This window comes from Lysobacter sp. GQ73 (genome assembly GCF_059758755.1).
Genome location: NZ_JCAXEE010000003.1, coordinates 411,952 through 432,901, shown reverse-complemented (window position 1 = coordinate 432,901; position 20,950 = coordinate 411,952). Strand labels below are relative to the sequence as shown.

The 20,950-nt window shown below is 69.3% G+C and carries 22 protein-coding genes; 13 read left to right on the top strand and 9 right to left on the bottom strand.

Features of this window, described 5'->3' with window-relative positions:
• Positions 1-59: 59 nt before the first annotated feature.
• Both AC6CH2_RS11785 and AC6CH2_RS11780 read left to right on the top strand, forming a co-directional pair.
• A complete protein-coding gene (locus AC6CH2_RS11785; protein ID WP_498269379.1) occupies positions 60-1,259 on the top strand; it encodes a glycoside hydrolase family 64 protein in 1,200 nt (399 codons plus the stop codon).
• 191 nt (positions 1,260-1,450) lie between these two features.
• Positions 1,451-1,846: a DoxX family protein gene (locus tag AC6CH2_RS11780; RefSeq protein WP_498269378.1), complete on the top strand. Its 396-nt coding sequence runs from the start codon at positions 1,451-1,453 to the stop codon at positions 1,844-1,846.
• 89 nt (positions 1,847-1,935) lie between these two features.
• Here AC6CH2_RS11780 and dbpA read toward each other — a convergent pair whose 3' ends face one another.
• The gene (gene dbpA, locus AC6CH2_RS11775) at positions 1,936-3,342 is read right to left on the bottom strand and encodes an ATP-dependent RNA helicase DbpA (protein ID WP_498269539.1); all 1,407 of its coding nucleotides are present in this window, start codon (positions 3,340-3,342) and stop codon (positions 1,936-1,938) included.
• 169 nt (positions 3,343-3,511) lie between these two features.
• On the opposite strand from dbpA, the gene AC6CH2_RS11770 reads away from it, so the two are divergent.
• The 4 genes from AC6CH2_RS11770 to AC6CH2_RS11755 all read left to right on the top strand — a co-directional run bounded on the left by AC6CH2_RS11770 (position 3,512) and on the right by AC6CH2_RS11755 (position 7,155).
• Complete coding sequence (locus tag AC6CH2_RS11770) at positions 3,512-4,081, top strand: hypothetical protein (RefSeq protein ID WP_435394637.1); 570 nt, start codon at positions 3,512-3,514, stop codon at positions 4,079-4,081.
• 78 nt (positions 4,082-4,159) lie between these two features.
• Positions 4,160-4,666 carry a GreA/GreB family elongation factor gene (locus AC6CH2_RS11765; protein WP_498269377.1) on the top strand — a complete coding sequence of 169 codons (507 nt, stop codon included), beginning with the start codon at positions 4,160-4,162 and terminating at the stop codon, positions 4,664-4,666.
• A gap of 441 nt (positions 4,667-5,107) precedes the next feature.
• Positions 5,108-6,094: an acyl-CoA desaturase gene (locus tag AC6CH2_RS11760; RefSeq protein ID WP_498269376.1), complete on the top strand. Its 987-nt coding sequence runs from the start codon at positions 5,108-5,110 to the stop codon at positions 6,092-6,094.
• Complete coding sequence (locus AC6CH2_RS11755; RefSeq protein WP_498269375.1) at positions 6,091-7,155, top strand: SRPBCC family protein; 1,065 nt, start codon at positions 6,091-6,093, stop codon at positions 7,153-7,155. Before AC6CH2_RS11760 ends, AC6CH2_RS11755 begins: the two co-directional genes overlap by 4 nt.
• A 78-nt stretch (positions 7,156-7,233) precedes the next feature.
• Here AC6CH2_RS11755 and AC6CH2_RS11750 read toward each other — a convergent pair whose 3' ends face one another.
• Together AC6CH2_RS11750 and AC6CH2_RS11745 are read right to left on the bottom strand one after the other, a co-directional pair.
• Positions 7,234-7,566 carry a metalloregulator ArsR/SmtB family transcription factor gene (locus AC6CH2_RS11750; RefSeq protein WP_498269374.1) on the bottom strand — a complete coding sequence of 111 codons (333 nt, stop codon included), beginning with the start codon at positions 7,564-7,566 and terminating at the stop codon, positions 7,234-7,236.
• Between the two features lie 259 nt (positions 7,567-7,825).
• Complete coding sequence (locus AC6CH2_RS11745; protein WP_435394642.1) at positions 7,826-8,860, bottom strand: fatty acid desaturase; 1,035 nt, start codon at positions 8,858-8,860, stop codon at positions 7,826-7,828.
• A gap of 150 nt (positions 8,861-9,010) precedes the next feature.
• Here AC6CH2_RS11745 and AC6CH2_RS11740 point away from each other — a divergent pair, with 150 nt between their 5' ends.
• A complete protein-coding gene (locus AC6CH2_RS11740) occupies positions 9,011-9,295 on the top strand; it encodes a GIY-YIG nuclease family protein (protein ID WP_498269373.1) in 285 nt (94 codons plus the stop codon).
• On the opposite strand, the gene AC6CH2_RS11735 is transcribed toward AC6CH2_RS11740, so the two are convergent.
• Both AC6CH2_RS11735 and AC6CH2_RS11730 read right to left on the bottom strand, forming a co-directional pair.
• A complete protein-coding gene (locus AC6CH2_RS11735) occupies positions 9,296-9,685 on the bottom strand; it encodes an MAPEG family protein (RefSeq protein WP_498269372.1) in 390 nt (129 codons plus the stop codon).
• Between the two features lie 10 nt (positions 9,686-9,695).
• Complete coding sequence (locus AC6CH2_RS11730) at positions 9,696-10,688, bottom strand: zinc-dependent alcohol dehydrogenase family protein (protein WP_498269371.1); 993 nt, start codon at positions 10,686-10,688, stop codon at positions 9,696-9,698.
• Between the two features lie 169 nt (positions 10,689-10,857).
• On the opposite strand from AC6CH2_RS11730, the gene AC6CH2_RS11725 reads away from it, so the two are divergent.
• On the top strand, positions 10,858-11,085 hold the full coding sequence (locus tag AC6CH2_RS11725) for an RNA-binding S4 domain-containing protein (RefSeq protein WP_435394646.1): 228 nt from the start codon (positions 10,858-10,860) through the stop codon (positions 11,083-11,085).
• 108 nt (positions 11,086-11,193) lie between these two features.
• On the opposite strand, the gene AC6CH2_RS11720 is transcribed toward AC6CH2_RS11725, so the two are convergent.
• Positions 11,194-12,186 carry a hypothetical protein gene (locus tag AC6CH2_RS11720; protein ID WP_498269370.1) on the bottom strand — a complete coding sequence of 331 codons (993 nt, stop codon included), beginning with the start codon at positions 12,184-12,186 and terminating at the stop codon, positions 11,194-11,196.
• Positions 12,187-12,326: 140 nt separating this feature from the next.
• Between AC6CH2_RS11720 and AC6CH2_RS11715 the strand changes: the two genes are divergently transcribed.
• The 4 genes from AC6CH2_RS11715 (at position 12,327) to AC6CH2_RS11700 (ending at position 17,321) form a co-directional block, all read left to right on the top strand.
• Positions 12,327-13,382: a bifunctional nicotinamide-nucleotide adenylyltransferase/Nudix hydroxylase gene (locus tag AC6CH2_RS11715; RefSeq protein WP_498269369.1), complete on the top strand. Its 1,056-nt coding sequence runs from the start codon at positions 12,327-12,329 to the stop codon at positions 13,380-13,382.
• 72 nt (positions 13,383-13,454) lie between these two features.
• Positions 13,455-14,879: a nicotinate phosphoribosyltransferase gene (locus AC6CH2_RS11710; RefSeq protein ID WP_498269368.1), complete on the top strand. Its 1,425-nt coding sequence runs from the start codon at positions 13,455-13,457 to the stop codon at positions 14,877-14,879.
• A gap of 263 nt (positions 14,880-15,142) precedes the next feature.
• Complete coding sequence (locus AC6CH2_RS11705) at positions 15,143-16,276, top strand: hypothetical protein (RefSeq protein WP_498269367.1); 1,134 nt, start codon at positions 15,143-15,145, stop codon at positions 16,274-16,276.
• Complete coding sequence (locus AC6CH2_RS11700; RefSeq protein ID WP_498269366.1) at positions 16,263-17,321, top strand: DNA methyltransferase; 1,059 nt, start codon at positions 16,263-16,265, stop codon at positions 17,319-17,321. Before AC6CH2_RS11705 ends, AC6CH2_RS11700 begins: the two co-directional genes overlap by 14 nt.
• A 41-nt stretch (positions 17,322-17,362) precedes the next feature.
• Here the strand turns inward: AC6CH2_RS11700 and AC6CH2_RS11695 are convergent, their stop codons facing one another.
• From AC6CH2_RS11695 to AC6CH2_RS11685, 3 genes are all read right to left on the bottom strand, one after another.
• Positions 17,363-17,908, bottom strand: coding sequence for a GNAT family N-acetyltransferase (locus AC6CH2_RS11695; protein WP_498269538.1), 546 nt, complete (start codon positions 17,906-17,908; stop codon positions 17,363-17,365).
• Between the two features lie 16 nt (positions 17,909-17,924).
• Positions 17,925-18,488: a GNAT family N-acetyltransferase gene (locus AC6CH2_RS11690; RefSeq protein WP_498269365.1), complete on the bottom strand. Its 564-nt coding sequence runs from the start codon at positions 18,486-18,488 to the stop codon at positions 17,925-17,927.
• 151 nt (positions 18,489-18,639) lie between these two features.
• Complete coding sequence (locus AC6CH2_RS11685) at positions 18,640-19,656, bottom strand: zinc-dependent alcohol dehydrogenase family protein (protein ID WP_498269364.1); 1,017 nt, start codon at positions 19,654-19,656, stop codon at positions 18,640-18,642.
• A 144-nt stretch (positions 19,657-19,800) separates the two neighbouring features.
• On the opposite strand from AC6CH2_RS11685, the gene AC6CH2_RS11680 reads away from it, so the two are divergent.
• Positions 19,801-20,742: a LysR substrate-binding domain-containing protein gene (locus AC6CH2_RS11680; RefSeq protein ID WP_498269363.1), complete on the top strand. Its 942-nt coding sequence runs from the start codon at positions 19,801-19,803 to the stop codon at positions 20,740-20,742.
• The last annotated feature ends 208 nt before the right edge of the window (positions 20,743-20,950 follow it).

The window sequence follows — 20,950 nt, the reverse complement described above, 5'->3', positions numbered from 1 at the left end:
CCGCCTGGGCCCATCGGGCACGGGAAGCCGAAGGCTTGCCCCTGCTCAGGAGTCCTCCCATGGTCACCCGCCGTACTTTCCTCAGCGCCTCCGCCGCCGCGATCGCGGCCGGCGTCGTCTCGCCATTCGCCTCCCGCGAGGCGGCCGCGGCCGCGCCGCAGCGCTTCACCCTCAACCTGGTCAACGCCTCCGGCCAGAACACCGCCTACGCCTATGTGGTCGGCCTGTCGGGCGGACGTCCCCTGTTCGTGCGCGCCGACGGCGGCAGCTATTACCCGCCCTCGCCGTCGTCGCCGGTGACCCCGCTGGGCCAGGATTGCGCGATCGCGCTCGGCGGCAACGGCTCGTCGACGCGGGTCTCGATCCCGCGCATGTACGGGGCGCGCATCTACGTGGTCACAGGAGCCAAGCTCGATTTCTTCGTCAATCCGGGCCCGGCCATCGTCCACCCCAGCTTCCTCAACACCGGCGATCCGAACTTCGACAAGAACTGGACCTTCGCCGAGTTCACCTTCAACGAGTACGAGCTGTTCTCCAACATCAGCTACGTCGATTTCGTCGCCGCGCCGCTGGGCTTGTCGCTGCGATCGCTGTCGGGCCGGGTCGAAACCGTCCCCGGCCTGCCCGCCGGCTCGCTCGATCCGATCTGCTACGCGCTGCGGCAACAGGCCGCCCGCGAGGGCTCGGCCTGGGATTCGCTGATCCAGCGCGGCAGCAACGGCCTCAACCTGCGCGCGATGAGCGCGCACTACCAGGCAGGCCGCTTCCAGAATTATCTGAGCGGCTACATCAACGCGGTCTGGACCAAGTACGCCTCGACCCCCCTGACCGTCGACACCCAGTCCGGCTTCGGCCGCCTGACCGCGCGCGTCGGCGGCGACGGCCTGTTGCGCTTCAACAACGGCGAGACCTTCGCCCGGCCCAGCACCGCCGACGTGTTGAGCTGCGACAGCGGACCTTTCAGCCTCGCCGGCGCCAGCGAGGTGCGCAAGGCGATCATTCCCCGACTGGCCGCGGCCTTGAACCGCACCACCCTGCTCGACAACGCCGACCAGCCCAACGGCGAAGTCGCCAGCCGTTTCTATCGCAACGCCCAGACCAACCACTACGCGCGGCTGGTCCACGAGCGCCTGCCCGATAACCGCGGCTATGCCTTCCCCTACGACGACGTCTCGCCGAGCGGCGGCCAGGATTTCAGCGGCGCGGCGCGTTCGGGCGACCCGGACACTTTGACGGTGACCTTGCGCGCCCTGCGCTGACTTCATCCAGAAGAACGGCGGCGTGGACCCCGCCCAACCGCCGCCGGCACGGATCTTCGTCCTGGCGGCGCGGCCGGCCTCGCGCTCGCAACGCGCGGCCGGCCGCTGCGTACCGCAGCGCAGCAGGCGTCGCGGCGCCTGGCCTATGATGCGGACGACCCGCCCTCGCGGCGGCCCGCATCGGAGACGCCATGAACGCCGACAAGCAACAGGACCTGGGCAAGCTGATTCTTCGTGTCGCGCTCGGCGTGCTGATTTTGTTGCACGGCATCGCCAAGCTGCGCGGCGGCACCGCCGGCATCGTCGGCCTGGTCGAAGCGCAGGGCCTGCCGGGTTTCCTCGGCTACGGCGTGTTGATCGGCGAGGTGCTCGCGCCGGCGCTGGTGATCTTCGGCTACCACGCGCGGATCGGCGCGGCCCTGATCGCCGCGAACATGTTGGTCGCGCTGGGCTTGGTGCACCTGGGCCAGCTCGGCCAGCTCAATGAGCAAGGCGGCTGGGCGGTGGAGCTGCAGGCGATGTTCCTCGCCAGCGCGGTCGCGCTGGCCTTGGTCGGCCCAGGCCGGTACAGCGTCAACGGCCAATAGGATTCAGCGGCAGCGCGCAGGCGCTGCCGCTTCTGGCGCCGCTCGCGTCGGGCCGGGTCTCCCGGCCCGGCCCTCCGGCGGGGCGTGCTTCAGATCCGGTTGACCCGGAACTTGCGGCCCTTGATCTTGCCCTCGCGCAGGCGCGTCAGCGCGGCGCCGGCCTGCGCGCGCGCCACCGCGACGTAGGAGCGCGTCGCATACACGTTGATCTTGCCGATCGCGTCGGCCTTGAGGCCGGCGTCGCCGGTCAGCGCGCCGAGGATGTCCCCGGGCCGCAGCTTGTCGGTCTTGCCGGCGTCGATGCGCAGGGTTTCCATCGGCGCGACCGGCGCGTTCTTGGCCTTGCCGGCGAGCGGCACGGCGCGGCGCCAGGCCAGCGGCGCGCCCTGGCGCTCCTGGATCTGTTCGGCGCGGCCGCTCTCGCGCGGCCCGCACAGGCTCAGGGCGATGCCGCCGCGGCCTGCGCGGCCGGTGCGGCCGATGCGGTGCACGTACACGTCCGGATCGGTCGGCAGGTCGTAGTTCACCACCGCGGCGAGTTCCTCGACGTCGAGCCCGCGTGCGGCCACGTCGCTGGCGACCAGCACGTTGCAGCTGCGGTTGGCGAACCGCACCAGCACTTCGTCGCGGTCGCGCTGTTCCATCTCGCCGTGCAGAGCCAGCGCGGTGAAACCGTAATGGCTCAGCGAGCCGACGACCTCCTCGGTGTCCTTGCGCATATTGCAGAACACTACGCAGGAGTCCGGGCGGTATTCCAGCAGCAGTGCGGCCAGCAGCGGGGTCTTCTTGGCCGCTTCGACTTCGTAGAAATACTGTTCGATCTGCAGCGCCGCGGCTTCGCCCTCGACCGTGACTTCGACCGGCTCGTGCATCGCGCCGCGGGCGAGGTCCCTGATGGCGTCCGGGAAAGTCGCCGAGAACAGCAGGCTCTGACGCGTCTTCGGGGTCTTGGCGACGATCTCGCGCATCGGCTCCTCGAAGCCCATGTCGAGCATGCGGTCGGCCTCGTCGAACACCAGGGTACGCACGCCGTCGAGCTTGAGCGCCTTCTTGCGCAGCAGTTCCTGCAGGCGACCGGGCGTGCCGACCACGACGTGCGGCGCGTGTTCGAGCGAGGCCAACTGCGGCCCCAGCGCCATGCCGCCGCACAGCACCGACACTTTCAGGTTCGCAATCGCGAAGGCGAGTTTGCGCAGTTGCTGGCCGACCTGGTCGGCGAGCTCGCGGGTCGGGCACAGCACCAGCGCCTGGGTCTTGATCGCGGCGGGGTCGAGCCGCTGCAGCAGGCCCAGGCCGAAGGCGGCGGTCTTGCCGCTGCCGGTCGGCGCCTGCGCGATCAGGTCGCGGCCGTCGAGGATCGCCGGCAGCGCGCGCGCCTGGATCGGCGTCATCGCGGTATAGCCGAGCGCGGCCACGCCCTGCAGCAGGGCCGGCGAGAGAGACAGAGTTTCGAAGGCGGCGGCCGGGGCCGCGCTGGAAGAGGTCGGGTCGTTCATGCGCCATGATCGCAGCTTCGGGCCGAGCATGGGCTCGGTGTCGCGATTCGCGGTCGTCATGACGCTCTCAGCCTCCCCGGCGAGCGCGGTCCGGCCTATGCTGCGGGCATCGTCCGCCCTGCGGTCCTGCCTGCCCCGCCCCCTTGCCGATCCGGCCTGGAGACCCGTCATGGAGCAGTTCCTGCATATCCGCGTCCTGCTCGGCATCGTCCTGGGCCTGGCCATCACCACTCTGCTCAAGGGCCTGGCCCGGTTCGTCCAGCACCCCGGCCGCGACCGCGTCTACGGCGTGCACATCGCCTGGGCGATCTCGATGTTCACCCTGCTCGCGCACTTCTGGTGGTGGGAGTTCCGCCTGGTCCATCACGTGCAGTGGAGCTTCGTCGCCTACGCTTTCCTGATCCTGTACGTGGTGGTGCTGTACCTGTTGTGCACCCTGCTGTTTCCCGACGACATCGGCGACTACGGCAGTTGGCGCGACTATTTCCAGTCGCGGCGCAAGTGGTTCTTCGGGATCATGGCGATGTCCTACCTGATCGATTTCGGCGACACCCTGATCAAGGGCCGCGCCTATTTCGACAGCTTCGGCATCGAGTACCCGCTGCGCAACCTCAGCTACGTGCTGCTGTGCCTGGTCGCGATCCGCACCCGCTCGGAAACCTTCCACCGCGCCTTCGTCGCCGCCAGCCTGGTCTATCAGCTGTCGTGGATCTATCGCCTGTTCGACTTCGTCGAATAGGCGCGAACGCCGCGCCCGCTGCCGCGCGCTCACCCGGCGACAACGCCGCGCCGCCTATCGTGACGGCATGATTCCGTCTTGCCTGCATCCATGAGCCGCGCGTTCGTCAAAGAAGGCGACGGCGACGAAAGCGCCGGCGATCTGCCCGAACTGCCGATCAGCGAGCATCCCAACTACGTCACCCCGCGCGGCATGGGCTTGCTGCGCGCGCGCCTGGACGACGCGGTCCGGCGCCTGGCCGCGGTCGACGCCGAGGCGGTCGGCGCCAGGCTCGAACGCGCCCACGTCGAGCGCGAAATGCGTTGGCTACAGGCGCGCATCCTCGGCGCGATCACCATCGCGCCCGAGCGCCAGCCCGCCGACCGGGTCGCCTTCGGCGCCCGGGTCGAAATGATCGACGACGACGGCCGCGAGTACCGCTACCGCATCGTCGGCGAAGACGAAGCCGACCCGGAGCTCGGCCTGATCAGCTGGGTATCGCCGCTCGCGCGCGCGCTGCACGGCGCGCGCGTCGGCGACAGCGTGGTGTGGAAGCGGCCGGCCGGCGATCTGGCGGTGGAAGTGCTGGCGATCGATTACGGTTGAGCTGCGGCGCGCTGTCCCGTCGGGCAACGCCGTTCCGATGCAGGCGGTCGGCGGCGGGGGCATCTCGCGATCTGCAAGCCAATCTTCGCGCCAGCATAGTTCGCCGACACTCGGACAGCGTAAGCGCAACCCCTCAGGGGGCGCACTCTCGCGACCGCATCGATAGTCTTTCGTTGCCGCCTTCCCCCTTCTGCCGGCGGCGCTGCGCGGCGTGTCGCTCGCTCCTGCCCCCTTGCGCCCTTCCCCGACCGCTCGTCGGCAAGCGCTTGACGCTGTCGGAAGGCCGAAGAATCATTTAGCAAATTAGTTAATTGCTGAATACCTGCAACAGTGCCGGCCGCACCGCGTACCGGGTCTCGCCGGCGGCAGGCCTCCGCGCGGCACCACCGGTCGAACCATTGCCCGGACACCACGCTCGACACGTTCCACCAGGGAGAGGTCATGAACGCATTGCCCGAGAGCCTGCGATTGCACCGCGTCCGGTCGCAGGCCGATCGGCTCGCCTCGGTCCGCAGCGTCAGCGACGGCCGCGTGGTCTGGGAACCGGTGCGCTCGCTGTGGTTCACCGGCATGGCGCTGGGCGCGGTGGTCGGCGGCATCGCAACCTTCAGCTGGCCGGCGTTCGCCTTGTTCGTCGTGTCGACCGCGACCGTGCTGTTGCTGGGCCATTCGCTCGGCATGCACCGCAAGCTGATCCACGACAGTTTCGCCTGCCCGAAGTGGCTCGAGTACCTGCTGGTGTATTGCGGCGTGCAGGTCGGCCTGGCCGGCCCGATCGGGCTGGTGCGTACCCACGACCTGCGCGATTACGCCCAGCGCCTGCCCGACTGCCACGACTACCTCGCCCATCGCAGGGCCTTCGCCGTCGACGCCTGGTGGCAGCTGCATTGCGAACTGCGGCTGAGCGCGCCGCCGCGCATCGAGATCGAAGCGCGCATCGCCGAGGATCGCTACTACCGTTTCCTGCAACGCACCTGGATGTGGCAGCACCTGCCCTGGGCGTTGGCCTGCTTCGCGATCGGTGGCTGGGGCTGGGTGTTCTGGGGCGTCTGCGCCCGCGTCACCGCCGGCGTGTTCGGTCACTGGCTGGTCGGCTATTTCGCCCACAATCACGGCGGCATGCATCACGAGGTCCGCGGCGCCGCCGTGCAGGGCCGCAACGTGCGCTGGATGTCGCTGCTGACCATGGGCGAGTGTTGGCACAACAACCATCACGCCTTCCCGGGCTCGGCGCGGCTCGGCCTGTATGCCGGCGAATGGGACCCGGGCTGGTGGTTGCTGCGCGCCTGCGAACGGATCGGCCTGGTCTGGCGCCTGCGCCTGCCCGAAGACCTGCCGCCGCGCGAGGAACTGCATCGCCTGGAACCGACCCGCGCGGCGTCATTCGCCGATGCCGCGTCCACCCGACTCACCCGGACCGTCCCATGAGCACCGAACCGCCCGAACTGCCGCCGTCGCCTGTCCCGCCGCCGCTGCCCGCCTCTGCGCCGTTGGCGCAACCTGCGACTGCACCGCCGGCGCGGCGCCTGAGTCCCGGCCTCGCCGTCCTGGCCGGCATCGCGCCGGTTTTGGGCGGCGCCCTGATCGGGCTGCTGCTGCGCCTGGCCTTCAATGGCCAGCCCGGCACCGCCTTCGCGACCATGCTGTGGGTGTTCATCGTGCTTGCGCCGTTCGCCATCGGCGCGGTCACCGTGTACCTGGCCGAGAAGATCAAGCCGCGCGGCATCGGGTATCACTTCTTCATGCCGGTCCTCAGCGTGTCGCTGTGCGTGCTCGGCAGCATGTTCATGATGCTCGAGGGGCTGATCTGCGTGCTGATGGCCTTGCCCTTGTTCGCGGCCATGGGCGGGCTGGGCGGCGTGGTGATGGGAGCGATCTGCCGCCTCAACCAACGCTCCGCCACCCCGACCGTCTACAGCTTCGTCGCCCTGCCGGTGGTGTTGGCCGCACTCGGCGTCGGCAACGAAACCCCGCAGCGCTTCGAGCATGTCGAACGCAGCGTCCTCATCCAGGCGGCGCCGGCCGAAGTCTGGAAGCATCTGCTCGACGCCGACCATATCCAGGCCGCCGAGGTCGATCGTGCCTGGATGTACCGGATCGGCGTGCCGACCCCGCTCGCCGGCGTGACTCATCGCACCGACACCGGCCTGGTGCGCGAGGTGCGCATGGGCAAGGGCATCCACTTCCGCCAGATGTCGAGCGACTGGCAGGCGCAGCGCCATGTGCGCTGGCAGTACCTGTTCGAGGAAGACTCGGTGCCGGCCGGCGCGCTCGACGACCATGTGCGCATCGGCGGCGACTACTTCGACCTGCGCGACACCACCTACACCCTGACCCCGCGCGGCGACGCGACCGAGCTGACGATCCGCATGGATTACCGGGTCAGCACCGGCTTCAACTGGTATGCGGTGCCGCTGGCCGACTGGCTGATCGGCGATTTCAGCGAGGTCATCCTGGAGTTTTATCGGCAGCGCGCGCAGGCGGCTTGAGCCCGGGGCTAGTAACCAGGGACTGGGAATCAGGAACCGGGGATCAGGAACCAGAAACTAGGAGCTAGAAACCAGGAACTAGAGCTGGCGAGCGGGGGGCTTAGCCGGTGGCTCTTTGGCGCGCCGGCTTTCGCGCTTGAGCGGGCCGCCGACCGGGCAGATCTCGAAGGCGAACTGGGTCAGGGTGTTGACCAGGTTGTCGGGCACCAGCCTGTAGACCACGAACTGGCCTCGGCGCTCGCTGCTGATCAGCCCGGCGTTGACCAACACCGACAGATGCCGCGAGATCGCCGGCGCGCTCATCTCGAAGCGCGCGGCGATGTCGCCGGCACTGAGTTCGCGCTCGGACAGGAACGCCAGGATCTGCCGTCGCGGCGACGAGGCCAGGGCTTCGAAGATCTTGTCCTGCATCAGGCGGAAACCGCGGCCCCGGATATTTGCTTAATTAACTAAAATACTAATTCCGCCTTACCCGAAGTCAAGCGCCGCCGGTCGGGCCGGCCCGGCGCGAGCTTCAGGTTCGGGAGCAGTGGCGCGGCCGCGCCAGGCGTTCGCTTTGCCAAGCCCCGGCGGCGAAGTATCGCCGCGAGACTGATGGGATCATCGATCAGGGGCGCCCCGCCCCGGACCGTGCAGCCTTGCGCTGCACGGTGGCACTCTCAAGCCCGGCTCAGGCGCCGACGGCTTCGACGCGCGCGCGCTTCGGGAAACCGACCATGCGCTTTAGTTCTTCGTCCCACAGCTTCAGGCGCGCGCACTTCAGGCTCGACCAGATGGTCAGGCGCGGTGCGGCCTGCAGCAGCGGGCTCGACTCGTAGGCCTCGCGCAGGCGGTAGTTCGGGATGCGGCTGGAAAGGTGATGGATGTGGTGGTAGCCGATGTTGCCGGTGAACCAATGCACGATCTGCGGCAGGTCGTAGAACGAGCTGCCGGCGATCGCCGCCTCGTGCGAGTTCCAGTCGTCCTTGCGGGTCCAGTAGGCGTCTTCGAAGGTGTGCTGGACGTAGAACAGCCACACGCCGACCGCGCCGGCGATCAGCACCACCGGCAGGTGCACCATCAGCACCGTGTGCCAGCCGATCGCGAAGCCCATCGACAGCAGGATCAGGCCGAGCGCCAGGTTGTTGAACAGCACGCTCGCCCACTCGCGCTTCCAGGTGAAAGGCAGATCGAAGGGGAAGCGATGCTTGATGACGAACTGGTACAGCGGACCGACGCCGAGCAGCACCGGGGTGCTGCGGTACAGGCGGTAGCACAGGCGCCCGAACCACGAGCGCGAGCGGTACTCGGCCACGGTCAGGGTTTCGATGTCGCCCATTTCGCGGCGGTCGAGGTTGCCCGAGGTGCCGTGGTGGACGGCGTGGGTCTTCTTCCAGTAACCGTACGGGAACAGGGTGACCACGCCGAGGCAGCGCCCGACCAGATCGTTGGCGCGGCTGCTGGCGAAGAACGAACCGTGGCCGCAGTCGTGCTGGATGATGAAGGTGCGCACGTACAGGCCGGCCGCCGGGATCGCCATCAGCAGGGTCCAGCCGTAGCCCCAGTCGCCGACCACGCTCCAGGCCATCAGCGTCCACAGGATCGCGAACGGCACCAGGGTGTTGATCAATTGCCAGACGGCCCGTCCGAGTTGGGGCTTGGCGAAACGCGCGCAAAGCTGACGCAGGTTGGTGACGGTGGATTGCGGTTCGGCGTCGGCGTTCAAGCGGCAACTCCATAGAGGAGGGTCCATTGTGGTCAGCGCATCCTGACCTGGCAATGACGTTCGCAGGCGTATGGACGTGATCGCTATCCGGCTTCGGACTTTTAGCGCCCGTTTGCTCCGGCGGCCCCGACCCCCGCTAGGCTATGCGGCATGTCCGCCTGGTACGTCTATCTGATCGAATGCCGCGACGGCAGCCTGTACACCGGCGTGGCCGTCGATGTGGAGCGCCGCTACGCCGAGCACGTCGCCGGCAAGGGCGCGCGCTACACCCGTTCGCACCCGCCGCTGCGACTGCTGGCGCGGTTCCCGCACCCCGACCGTTCATCGGCGCAGCGCGCGGAGTACGCGATCAAGCAGCTCAGCGCGAGCGCGAAACGCGCGCTTTGCGCAAACGCCGCCGGGTCGGCCGCCATGTCGGCCGCCGTCCCGGCCTGATCACAACAGCGCCCAGACCAGCTTGATCAGGCCCCACAGCGACACCACCCACACCGCCGAACGCAGGTAGGGAATGCCGGCCGCGTACACCGGCACGTAGACCAGCCGCGCCCAGAAGTAGAGTTGCGCGCCGAGCGCGGTGTCGTCGTTGCCGCGCCCGGCCAGCCCGGCCGCGAGCGCCGCGGCGGCGAACAAGGGGAAGGTTTCGAGGAAGTTGCGCCAGGCGCGGTCGACCCGCGCGGCCACCCCGGTCAGGGGCTCGGGGGTGCCGTCGCGGGCGCTGGCGTTCCAGCGCAGGCCGCGCTGCGCGGTCATGAAGCCCGCCGCGACCAGCAAGTGCACGATCGCGAGCACGATCGACCAGGCCAGCATCTGCAGTTCGACGCTCATGCCCGCCGCCTCAGACCGGGCCGTTCGGCAGGATCAGGATCTTGCCGTCGCGCTCGCCGGCGGCGGCCGCGGCGACCGCCTGCTTGATCTGGTCCAGGCCGTAGGTCGCCTGCACCCGCGCGGTCAGTTGCCCGGTCGCGACCAGGCGACCGATCTCGCCGAACACCTCGGCTCGACGCTGCGGCGTCGCCATCTGGAACCAGCGCGACAGCCAGAACCCGCGCAGGGTCACGTCGCGGAACACGAACGATGCCGGCGAGATCGAACAGGCCTCGCCGCTCATCGCGCCGTAGTTGACCAGGATGCCGCCCTCGCCGAGCGCCTGGGCGATGTGTTGGGTCGCCACTCCGCCGACCGCGTCGATGCCGAGCTTGATCGGCGCCTTCGCGGTGATCTCGCGCACCCGCTTGGCCAGATCGTCGCCGTCGACCAGCACCACCTCGGCGCCGGCCGCGCGCACCGCCTCGACCGCCGACTCGCGCCGCACCACGTTGACCGTGCGCAGGCCGCGCAGTTTCGCCAACTGGACCAGATAGCTGCCGACCGCGGAATTAGCGGCGTTCTGGATCACCCAGTCGCCCGGCTGCAGGTCGACGAACTCGCTGAGCATGAGCAAGGCGGTCGGCGGATTGATGGTGATCATCGCCAGTTGCTTGGGGTCGGCATCGCCCGGCAAAGGCACCAGGCCCTTGGCCGAGGCGACCAGGTGAGTGGCCCAGGTGCCGCCCTGGATCGGCAGCAACACCGTCTGCCCGACCTGCGGATGGGCGACCTCGGGCCCGACCGCGGCGATCCGCCCCACCCCCTCGTTGCCGCCGACCGCGGGCAGCGGGGGCAGCAGACCGTACTCGCCGGTCAATGTGAGTACGTCGGACGGATTGATCGGCGATGCCAGCACCTCGATCAGCACCTGCCCGGCGCCGAGCGGCGGCGCTTCGAACTCGACCGCCTCGATGACGTCCTGCGGCACCGGGCCGCGCTGCGCGTACTGGGCTTTCTTCATGGAATGCGTCCTCGAGGCGGTGGAGAGGCGTTGCGGCCCGGCCGGAGCCCGATCGCGCGAGCTGCGGGGGGCCGACTGCATACGCGAGAGTACGCCCGCGGCGGTGCAAACGTCTTGCGCCCAGGTCTCAGCACTGCGACCCTGCCCCACCCGCTCACGCCCGGCCCGCATGCAACCGATCCGATTCGAACTCGACGCCCAGCACGAACACGTCGAACTCAACCAATTGCTCAAGCTGGTCGGCCTGTGCGACAGCGGCGGCGCCGGCAAGGCGATGGTCGCCAGCGGCGCGGTCCGGGTCGACGGCCAGGTCGAGCTGCGCAAGACCTGCAAGATCCGCGCGGGCCAGACGGTGGCCTGCGAGGGCGTCAGGATCGAGGTCGTCGCCGGCGCCTGAGCGCGGCTCGCCGGAGCCCGCGCTGGTCACGCGCTGGCTCACGCGACGGTCCAGGCCATTGTCCAGGCGCGCAGGTGTACCGCGCGCTCGGGCGCGGCCGCCGTTTCTTCAGGCCAGGGGCAAGGTCGTCGTCGCCCTGCACCAGTCGTCGTGGGCGCGCTGCACGCTGCGCGTGGCCGAGACATAGTCGCTGCTGCCCAGGGCTTCGACGAAGCGGCAGGACGCATAGCTCTCGGCCTTGCGTTCGTACTCGGCGACCCAGCGTTCGCGTTCGGGCATGCGCTCGGCCGCGATCGGCCATACCCCGGGACGCGGCCGCAGATAGCTGTGCATGCCGATGCGCCACGGTTTCGGGCTGACCCGGGCGCGAAAGCAATGCTGGCGCCGGCACAGCAGCGCGTAATGCGCATCGGCGCCGATCGCCTCGAAGAACTCGATCGCCGCCGCCTCGTTCGGGTCGAACACCCGGTGCATGGCGAGCAGGCGCAGCCCCATCGGCGTGCGATACAAACGCAGATGCCAGTCCGGATGCGCGGCGACGAAGGCCCGGATGCGCGCGGTCGCGCGGCCTTCCGGGCCGCCGTCGGCGCGGTGCCTGCGCCGCGACTGCAAGCCGGCGGCGATCGCGAACAGCCACAGCACCGCGACCATCGTCAGCACGCCCAGGCCCCAGTGCGTCGCCGCGCCGACCGCGATGGCGAGCGCGAGCGAGGTCCAGAAATACCCCTTGCGCCATGCCGAGACCGGCTCGTCGAAATCGACGTCGGCGAACAACACCCCGGGCGTGTTGAGGCATCGCGCGCCATAACTGTTGCGGGTGACGACGAGGTCGCCGTCGCGCTCGACGATCTGCTCGCGGATCGGCAGGCCTTCGGCGTCGTAAGGCACGCGCGGTTCGCGCTTGAGCAGGGATTCGCCGGCGAGGATGCGGTCGAACGCCTCGCGCGCCCGGGCGTCGGCCATCGCCTGCGCCTCGGCGAGACTCGCGTCCGACCAGCCGAAGCGACGCACCGTCAGCGAGCGGCGGCCGGAGACATGGCCCTTGTCGAAGGCCTGGTGAACCCGGGCCTCGGCCCAGAACTCCGGAACGATCATCGCCATCGCCGCCTCCATGCAAAGTCGGCCGATTGTATGCGCAGCTTGCGGGCAACACCGGCACTTGACGGCGCACGCCATCGGCGTAGCATTTTCTCCACGCCCTCGGACAGACCGGCGGCGGCTCAACTCCGTGAGGGATTCTCATGGCAATCGAATTCGATTACCTCGTTTTCATCGGGCGCTTCGAGCCCTTCCATAACGGCCACGCCGCCGTCGCCCGCCACGCGCTGGGCAAGGCCCGCAAGGTCATCTTCCTGGTCGGTTCCGCCGACACCCCCCGCACCATCAAGAACCCCTTCACCGTCGCCGAGCGCGCGGTGATGATCCAGGCCACCCTGTCCGATGCCGGCGATCGCCTGATCGTGCAGCCGCTGCGCGACCATCTCTACAACGAGAGCCAGTGGATCGCCAGCGTGCAGCGCACCGTCGCCGAGGCGGTCCGCCACGACGGCGGCGGCAGCGAATCGCGGGTCGGCCTGGTCGGCATGGACAAGGACGCCTCCAGCTATTACCTGCGCGAGTTTCCGCAGTGGCCGCTGGTCGACGTCAGCCACACCGCCACCTTGTCGGCGACCGAGCTGCGCCGCTATCTGTTCGAGGCCAACCAGATCGACAGCCACGGCGGCCTGATGCTGATCCGCGCCAACGTGCCCGGCCCGGTGTTCGACATGCTCGAAGCCTTCCGCAAGAGTTCGCCGGCCTTCACCCAACTGGTCGCCGAGTACCAGTTCATCGAGCGCTACCGCGCGGCCTGGGCCGACGCGCCGTATCCGCCGACCTTCGTCACCACCGACGCGGTCGTCGTGCATTCCGGCCACGTGCTGCTGGTGCGCCGCCGCGCCGAACCGGGCAAGGGCCTGTGGGCCCTGCCGGGCGGCTTCGTCGGCCAGGGCGAGAGCCTGCTCGACGCCTGCCTGCGCGAACTGCGCGAGGAAACCCGGCTCAAGCTGCCGCTGCCGGTGTTGAAGGGCTCGCTGAAGGGCGAGCGCGTGTTCGACCATCCCGAGCGCAGCTCGCGCGGCCGCACCATCACCCACGCCTACCACTTCGATTTCCCGAGCGGCGAGCTGCCGCCGGTGCGCGGCGGCGACGACGCCGACAAGGCGCGCTGGATCGCGGTGGCCGAAGCGCTGGAGATGGGCCCGCAACTGTACGAAGACCACCTGCACATCCTCGAATACTTTCTCGGCCGCGGCTGATCCGTCCGGATCGCCCGGCTTCCGCCGGTGGAAAGACCGCCGGCCACACTCGACGCGAAGGAGCTTCCCGTCATGCAATGCCTCGACAACCTGCTGCTCAACACCGACAGCTACAAGGCCAGCCACTGGCTGCAGTACCCGCCCGGCACCGACGCCACTTTCTTCTACGTGGAATCGCGCGGCGGCGTGCACGACCGCACGGTGTTCTTCGGCCTGCAGGCGATCCTCAAGGAATACCTGGCCAAGCCGGTCACCCACGCCGACATCGACGAAGCGCGCGACCTGTTCGCCGCCCACGGCGAGCCGTTCAACGAAGCCGGCTGGCGCTATATCGTCGACACCCACGGCGGCCTGTTGCCGATCCGCATCCGCGCCGTGCCCGAGGGCACCGTGGTGCCGACCCATCAGGCGCTGGTGACGATCGAATCGACCGACCCGCAGGCCTACTGGGTGCCCTCGTACCTGGAAACCTTGTTGCTGCGCCTGTGGTACCCGGTGACGGTGGCGACGATCAGCTGGCACGCCAAGCAGACCATCCGCCAGTTCCTCGAACGCACCAGCGACGACCCGGAAGGCCAGTTGCCGTTCAAGCTGCACGACTTCGGCGCGCGCGGCGTGTCGAGCACCGAATCGGCGGCGTTCGGCGGCGCCGCGCACCTGGTCAACTTCCTCGGCACCGACACCGTCTCCGGCCTGTTGCTGGCGCGCCGCTACTACCACGAGCCGATGGCGGGTTATTCGATCCCGGCGGCCGAGCACAGCACCATCACCAGTTGGGGCCGCGAGCACGAGGTCGACGCTTACCGCAACATGCTGACCCAGTTCGGCAAGCCCGGCGCGATCGTCGCGGTGGTCTCCGACAGCTACGACATCTTCCATGCGATCCGCGAGCACTGGGGCAAGACCCTGCGCGAGGAAGTCATCGCCTCCGGCGCGACCCTGGTGGTGCGGCCGGACTCCGGCGACCCGGTCGACGTCGTCCACCAGTGCGTCAGCATGCTCGACGAAGCCTTCGGCCACACCGTCAACGGCAAGGGCTACAAGGTGCTCAACCACGTGCGGGTGATCCAGGGCGACGGCATCAACCCGACCAGCATCCGCGCCATCCTCGAACGCATCACCAGCTACGGCTACGCCACCGACAACCTCGCCTTCGGCATGGGCGGCGCCCTGCTGCAGCGGCTCGACCGCGACACCCAGAAGTTCGCCCTCAAGTGCTCGGCCGCGCGCATCGACGGCGAATGGATCGACGTCTACAAGGACCCGGTCACCGACAAGGGCAAGTCGAGCAAGCGCGGCCGCATGACTCTGGTGCGCCATCGCGAATACGGCCACTTCAAGACCGTGCCGGTGCCGCCGGAAGCGGCCTCGCTGGAGGAAGCGGTCAAGCCGATGGGCTTCGACGACGCGATGGTGACGGTGTGGGAAGACGGCCGCATCGTCAACGACTGGACCTTCGCCCAGGTGCGCGCGCTGGCCGACGCGGCGCGGCTTTGAGACAAGGGTTGATTGAGGCCTTGGCGGTGAGGCTTGGCAAGCGGCCCTCCCCCAGCCCCTCTCCCGCAAGCGGGAGAGGGGCCAAGCGCAACGCGACGGTCCCCCTCCCGCAACGAAACAGTCGCCAAGCGCGACGCAACGGTTTTCCTCTCCCGCTTGCGGGAGAGGGTCGGGGCGAGGGCGGCGCTACTACGGACGCCAAACGAACGCAGCCCCTCATCCATAACCACCCGACCACGCACGCCTCCCTCAGGAGCCTGCCCATGCCAGCCCCTCTCGAAGGGCTTGCCGCCGCCGACCCGGCCAGCCTGCCCCTCAGCGCTGCTTCGCCCTTGTTCGAACGCCTGCGCGCGGCTACCCCGCACCTCGCCCGGCGCGCTCCCGGCGACGACGCCGCGCGCTGGTACTCGCACCGCTTGAACGGCCGCGACTACCGCTTCGCCCAACCCATCACCTTCACGCCCTACGCGTCCGCGCGCGCCTGCTCGGCGCGCTGCCGGTTCTGCTCGGAAACCCTGCGCCCCCGCGAAGGCGGCCCGCTCGCGCAGACCCTGCGGCCCGGCGCCGACTATTTCGCGAGCCTGTCGCAGGCACTGGCGCAGTTGCGCGGCGTACCGCTGTCCTGGTCGCTGTCGGGGCTGGAGGCCAGCGACGACGAAACCTGGTTCCTGCAATTGCTAGGCACGCTCGCCGCGGCCGAACGCGACGGTGTCGCGGTCGAAGAGCGCGTGCTCTACAGCAACGGCGCCGGCTTCGCGCGCGGACGCGGCGACGAACTGATCGCCGCACTGCAAGGCTTCGGCCTGTCCTGGGTCGAGCTGTCGCGCCATCATCCCGAGCCGCTGCGCAACCAGGCCATCATGCGCTTTCGCGAACGCGAGGCCATCGCCGATGCCGCCGTGTTCGAAGGCGTCGCGCGCCGCATCGCCGAGGCGCTGACGCTGCGCCAGGTCTGCATTCTTCAGCACGGCGGCATCGACGATGCCGCCGGCATCGACGCCTACTTGGACTGGGCCCTGCAGTGCGGCGCCGGCACGGTGATCTTCCGCGAGTTCTCGCGGCTCGGGCCGGACTACCGCGACACCGGCAGCCGCCGCTACATCGAGCGCGAGCGCGTCGCCATCGAAGCGGTGCTCGCCGACTGCATGGCCGCGCCGTGGTGGCCGCGGTTGACGCCGCAACGGATCACCGAAGGCTATTACTTCTGGAACCTGCGCCTGCGCGACGAGCCTCGTGGCCTGGACGTGGTGTTCGAGTCCTCCGACTACGGCGCGATGCATCGCCGCCATGCCAGCGGCGATCTCTACAAGCTGGTGTTCCATGCCAACGGCCGCCTGTGCGCGGGGTGGCAGCCCGACCGCGACATCCTGTGGGAGCCCGCGCATGGACAGCCGTAGTTGGTGGGTACCGATGCCGGACCCGCCCGAGCATCGCCTGCCCGAGGACCTGCGCGAGCGCGATCCCTTGGGCGGACGCGACTGCGGTTGGGTCGGCCAGATGCGGCCGTTCGTGCGCCATTTCACCCGGCCCGGGCAATGCGTGTTCGACCCCTTCTGCGGCTTCGGCACCACCCTGCTCGCCGCCGCGCTCGAAGGCCGCGGCGGCTGCGGCACCGAGATCGACTCCGGCCGCGCCGCACTCGCGCGCGAACGCCTGGCGCGTCACGGGGTCGATGCGCCGATCGCGGTCGGCGGCCTGCCGCAGGTCGAGATCCCGCGCCCGATCGACCTGTGCCTGACCAACGTGCCCTACTTCGGTTGCCGCTGGCCGCTGGCCGGCGCGAACCCCGGCCAGCTTTACGACGAACACGATTACGCCGCTTACCTGCGGCGTCTGCGCGACATCTTCCATGCCGTACGCAAGGCCTTGCCGGAAGGCGGCTTCTGCATCGCGACGGCCGAGAACCTGGTCATCGACGGTCGCATGCTGCCGCTGGCCTGGGACCTGGGCCGCCTGCTCGGCGAGTTGTTCGTGGCCCGCGAAGAGCGGCTGCTGTGCTATCCGCGCGAAGCCGAACCGCTGGCGCCGGGCGCCGCCCGCAGCGACCGCAGCCACGAATACGCGCTGGTGTTCCAGAAGATGCCCGAGACGGTCTGCCTCGACAGCACCCGCGCCGAACTCGAGGCGATCCGCGCGGCCGGTTTCGAGTACACCCTGTACGGCAGCTTCGCGCGTTGGCTCGAACAAGGGCCGCAAGCCTTGCCGCGCCCGCCCGCCGACGCCGACCTGCGCCTGCCCGACGACGAGGCCGAGCTCAACCGCCTGCTGTACTGGCTGCACGAGCGCCACTACGAACTCGCGCTGTGGGGCGAACCGGTGCGTCCGCCGCTGCGGATCGAACGACTGGCCGAGCATTGGTATCTGCGTGCGCAGCGTCGCGACCGTCTCGGCCGTCTGGTGCGGCTGGACCTCGGCCTGGCGAGTCAGCACGCCGTCGATTGAGGCCCCGCCGCCGCGACGCGAATCGCCGCGGACGCGTTCGCTCAGCCGGCCGCGGCGACATCCAGATACCAGAACAAGGCGGTCTCGTGCCTCACCGCGGCATCGTGGCCGTAATGGAAGCGGTCGAAACCGCCGAGGACGAAGCCGTGGCGTGCGTAGAAACGGCAGGCGGCAACATTGTGGTCCTGGGTTTCCAACATCAGGCGCGGATGACCGCGCTCCCGCGCCCAGCCGATCGCGCGCTGCAGCAACGCCGCGCCCGCGCCGCTGCGCCGGCGGCCCGCGTCGACCGCGATGTCGTCGATCAACGCGTATCCGTTCCAGTTCGTCGACACCAGCACGCGGCCGATCGTCTCGTTCTGCTCGATCGCGACGAAGGCGATGCGGTCCCCGGCGTCGAGATACTCGCGCAGGTCGTCATCGTCGGCCTGGTCGCGGTAACGCTTGCGGTACGGCGGCAGCGGCACGATGTCGTAGTCGATGACGCCGTCGCGCGCGCGCAGGCTCAGGCGCGAGTCGACCAGGAAACTGCCGTCGAGACCCAGCGCGGCCTCGATGCGTCCGGCGCTCAGCGGTTCGATGCGCACGCTCAAGGCCGCACGCTCAACCCAGGCCCAGCGCCAGGATGGCGTCGCCGTAGGTATTGCCGCCGACCTGGAAGCGGCGTTCGCCGACCTGCTCGAAGCCGTTGCGGGCATAGAAGGCCAAGGCCCGCGCATTGCCGGCGTACACGCCGAGCAGCAGGCGGCGGGCGCCGCGCGTGCGCGCTTCGGCGACCGCCTGCCGCATCAGCTCGCGGCCGACGCCGCCGCCGTGGAAGCGCGAGAGCAGGTAGATGCGCTTGAGCTCGAGGTCCTGCTCGCCCAGGTCGGGCAAGGGCAGCTTCGGCGGCGTCAGCACCGCGTAGCCGACCGGCGCCGCGCCTTGCTCGGTTTCGGCCAGCCACAGCGCCGCGCTCGCGTCGCCGAGCCAATCGGCATACACCGCGTGGGCGTGCTGCCGGCGGCAATGCTCGACGATGTCGCGGCCGTGCAGGATGCCGGCGAAGGTTTCCAGAAAGGTCGCCGCGCCGACCAGGGCGAGCGCCCCGGCGTCGTCGGCGCCGGCGCGGCGGATGCGCGCGGCCTCGCCGTCGGTATTCGAGGGAGCGGTGGAGGCGGTGTTCATGCGGGTTCGATCGAGGGGGTTGCGCTCAAGATCGCACACCGGCCACGCCGCGCACATCGGCGGAAAGTCGCAACCGCGCCACGCCGCAAGCGGCCATGGCGGCCGCGGACGTTCCGCGGCCGCCGTCGGCATTCCCCGGCTCGGGCGGCGCTTAGCCGGCGACCTGGATCACGACCTTGCCGAAGTGGGCACCGGCGTCGAGATAGTCGTAAGCCTCGCGTGCCTGCTCGAAACCGAACACGCGATCGACCACCGGGGCGATGCGGTTGACGCCGACGAAGCGCGACAAGTCCTCGGCCATGCCGCGGCTGCCGACATAGATGCCCGACAGGCGCTTGGCGCCGGTGATCAAGGCGAACGGATCGAACTCGCCGGCGAAGCCGCTGACGCCGCCGATGATGGCGATGGTGCCGCCCATCGCCGCGGAGTCGATCGAGCGCTGCAAGGTGCCCTTGCCGCCGACCTCGAGCACCGCGTCGACGCCGCGGCCGCCGGTCAGCGCGCGCACTTCGTGCTGCCATTCCGGGGTGCTGCGGTAATTGACCGTGGCATCGGCGCCGAGCGCCTTGGCGCGGACGAGTTTCTCGTCGCTCGACGAGGTGACGATCGCCCTCAGGCCGGCGGCCTTGGCCAGTTGCAGGCCCCAGATCGACACCCCGCCGGTGCCGAGCAGCAACACGCTGGCGCCGGGCTGCAATTTCGCCTCCACGAACATCGCGTTCCATGCGGTGACGCCGGCGCAGGTCAGGGTCGCGGCCTGGGCGTCGTCGAGATGCTCGGGCACCGCGAACACGGACTGCTCGCAGACCACGATCTCTTCGGCCAGCACGCCGTCGAGCACCGCGCCGAAGGCCTCGCGGGTGGCGTGCGGGGTCGGCGCGCCCTGCAGCCAATGCGGGAAGAAACTGGTCGCGACACGGTCGCCCACCTTCCACAGCGAGGCTCCGGCGCCGACTTCGACGATTTCGCCGACCGCATCGGAGGCCGGCACGAACGGCGCCGCCGGCCCGCTCAGGTAGCCGCCCTTGGCGATCATCAGGTCGCGGAAGTTCAGCGACACCGCGCGGACCCTTACCCGCACCTGGCCGGCGCCGAGGGGCGCGGACGCGCGCTCGAACTGTTCCAGTGCGGCGATGCCGGCGCCACTGTCGATGCGATAAGCCTTCATGTCTGTCTCTTGTCTGGGGAGGGAGGCGACCGCCGGCGGTCGGGAAAGCGCGGCCGGAACGATCGAGTGGCGCTACGATATCGCTTCCGATACATCCGCAGTGCCTCTTCTCCATCCACATTCTGTAGCGCAACAGGAACCAATATGGCCGTCAACGACCGACTGCTCGGCATCGTCGCCTTCGTCCAAGCAGCCGAGGCCGGCAGTTTCGCGGTCTCGGCCGAGCGCCTGGGAGTGACCCGCTCGGCGATCGGCAAGCGCATCGCCCGGCTCGAACAGCAGCTCGGCGTTCGCCTGTTCAACCGCAGCACCCGCCGCCAGAGCCTCACCGACGATGGCCAGGCGTATTACGAACGCTGCGTCAAAGCCCTGGCCGAACTCGACGCCGCCGAGGCCGCGCTCGACAGCGGCCGGCGCGAACCGAGCGGGCGCCTGCGCGTCAGCGCGCCGGTGCAGTTCGGCCGCCGCTGCGTGGCGCCGGTGATGCTGGAGCTGGCGCGCCTTCATCCGCGCGTGGACATCGACCTGTCCTTTAGCGACCGGGTCGTCGATCTGGTCGAGGACGGCTACGACCTGGCGATCCGCGTCGGCCGCCTGCCCGACAGCTCGACCTTGGCCGCGCGCCAGCTCACCGAAGAGCGGCTCGGCATTTGCGCCTCGCCCGAGTACCTGGCGCGGCGCGGGCGGCCGCGCAACATCGACGAATTCGAAGGGCATCAGGCCGTGGTCTATGGCCGCAACGGCCACAACGTACCCTGGCGCCTGCGCGACGACGATGGCGAAGTGCGCGAACCGAGGGTCGAGGCGCGCCTGCGTTTCGACGACCTGGAGGCGATCGCCGACGCCGCGGTCGCCGGCGCCGGCCTGGCTCAGCTGCCGTGCTGGATGCTGTCGCGTTATATACGCAACGGCGAACTGCAGATGGTGATGTACGCCGACCGGGTGATCGGCAGCCGCATCAACGCGGTCTGGCCGCACACCCACTACCTGCCGCTGCGCACGCGCGCGGCGATCGACTTGCTGGTGGAGCGTATCCCGCAGTTGGTCGCGTGGGATCCGGCCAACCCGGCAGTGGTGTGCGGGTAGGGGCATACGCGGAATCAGAGCAAGGCCGACGACGGCGATGCTCGCTGCGGATGGAGCGGCAAGAGCAGCCCCTTGCCCCTTTTTCAACGGGGGGAACAGCCGCAGCGTCGGTCAGAGGACGGTTTGTCTCTGCGTCCCCACGAAAGCACTTCCTATCGCCCTCGAACGCAGCCCCCTTAATCAAACCCAGGCGCTTACCTCCATCGAA

Bases quoted from the DNA above. Each gene is read 5' to 3' on its own strand.
- AC6CH2_RS11785 (WP_498269379.1), top strand. From the start codon at position 60: ATGGTCACCCGCCGTACTTTCCTCAGCGCCTCCGCCGCCGCGATCGCG.
- AC6CH2_RS11780 (WP_498269378.1), top strand. From the start codon at position 1,451: ATGAACGCCGACAAGCAACAGGACCTGGGCAAGCTGATTCTTCGTGTC.
- dbpA (WP_498269539.1), bottom strand. From the start codon at position 3,342: ATGAACGACCCGACCTCTTCCAGCGCGGCCCCGGCCGCCGCCTTCGAA.
- AC6CH2_RS11770 (WP_435394637.1), top strand. From the start codon at position 3,512: ATGGAGCAGTTCCTGCATATCCGCGTCCTGCTCGGCATCGTCCTGGGC.
- AC6CH2_RS11760 (WP_498269376.1), top strand. From the start codon at position 5,108: ATGAACGCATTGCCCGAGAGCCTGCGATTGCACCGCGTCCGGTCGCAG.
- AC6CH2_RS11755 (WP_498269375.1), top strand. From the start codon at position 6,091: ATGAGCACCGAACCGCCCGAACTGCCGCCGTCGCCTGTCCCGCCGCCG.
- AC6CH2_RS11750 (WP_498269374.1), bottom strand. From the start codon at position 7,566: ATGCAGGACAAGATCTTCGAAGCCCTGGCCTCGTCGCCGCGACGGCAG.
- AC6CH2_RS11740 (WP_498269373.1), top strand. From the start codon at position 9,011: ATGTCCGCCTGGTACGTCTATCTGATCGAATGCCGCGACGGCAGCCTG.
- AC6CH2_RS11735 (WP_498269372.1), bottom strand. From the start codon at position 9,685: ATGAGCGTCGAACTGCAGATGCTGGCCTGGTCGATCGTGCTCGCGATC.
- AC6CH2_RS11730 (WP_498269371.1), bottom strand. From the start codon at position 10,688: ATGAAGAAAGCCCAGTACGCGCAGCGCGGCCCGGTGCCGCAGGACGTC.
- AC6CH2_RS11725 (WP_435394646.1), top strand. From the start codon at position 10,858: ATGCAACCGATCCGATTCGAACTCGACGCCCAGCACGAACACGTCGAA.
- AC6CH2_RS11720 (WP_498269370.1), bottom strand. From the start codon at position 12,186: ATGGCGATGATCGTTCCGGAGTTCTGGGCCGAGGCCCGGGTTCACCAG.
- AC6CH2_RS11715 (WP_498269369.1), top strand. From the start codon at position 12,327: ATGGCAATCGAATTCGATTACCTCGTTTTCATCGGGCGCTTCGAGCCC.
- AC6CH2_RS11710 (WP_498269368.1), top strand. From the start codon at position 13,455: ATGCAATGCCTCGACAACCTGCTGCTCAACACCGACAGCTACAAGGCC.
- AC6CH2_RS11705 (WP_498269367.1), top strand. From the start codon at position 15,143: ATGCCAGCCCCTCTCGAAGGGCTTGCCGCCGCCGACCCGGCCAGCCTG.
- AC6CH2_RS11700 (WP_498269366.1), top strand. From the start codon at position 16,263: ATGGACAGCCGTAGTTGGTGGGTACCGATGCCGGACCCGCCCGAGCAT.
- AC6CH2_RS11690 (WP_498269365.1), bottom strand. From the start codon at position 18,488: ATGAACACCGCCTCCACCGCTCCCTCGAATACCGACGGCGAGGCCGCG.
- AC6CH2_RS11685 (WP_498269364.1), bottom strand. From the start codon at position 19,656: ATGAAGGCTTATCGCATCGACAGTGGCGCCGGCATCGCCGCACTGGAA.
- AC6CH2_RS11680 (WP_498269363.1), top strand. From the start codon at position 19,801: ATGGCCGTCAACGACCGACTGCTCGGCATCGTCGCCTTCGTCCAAGCA.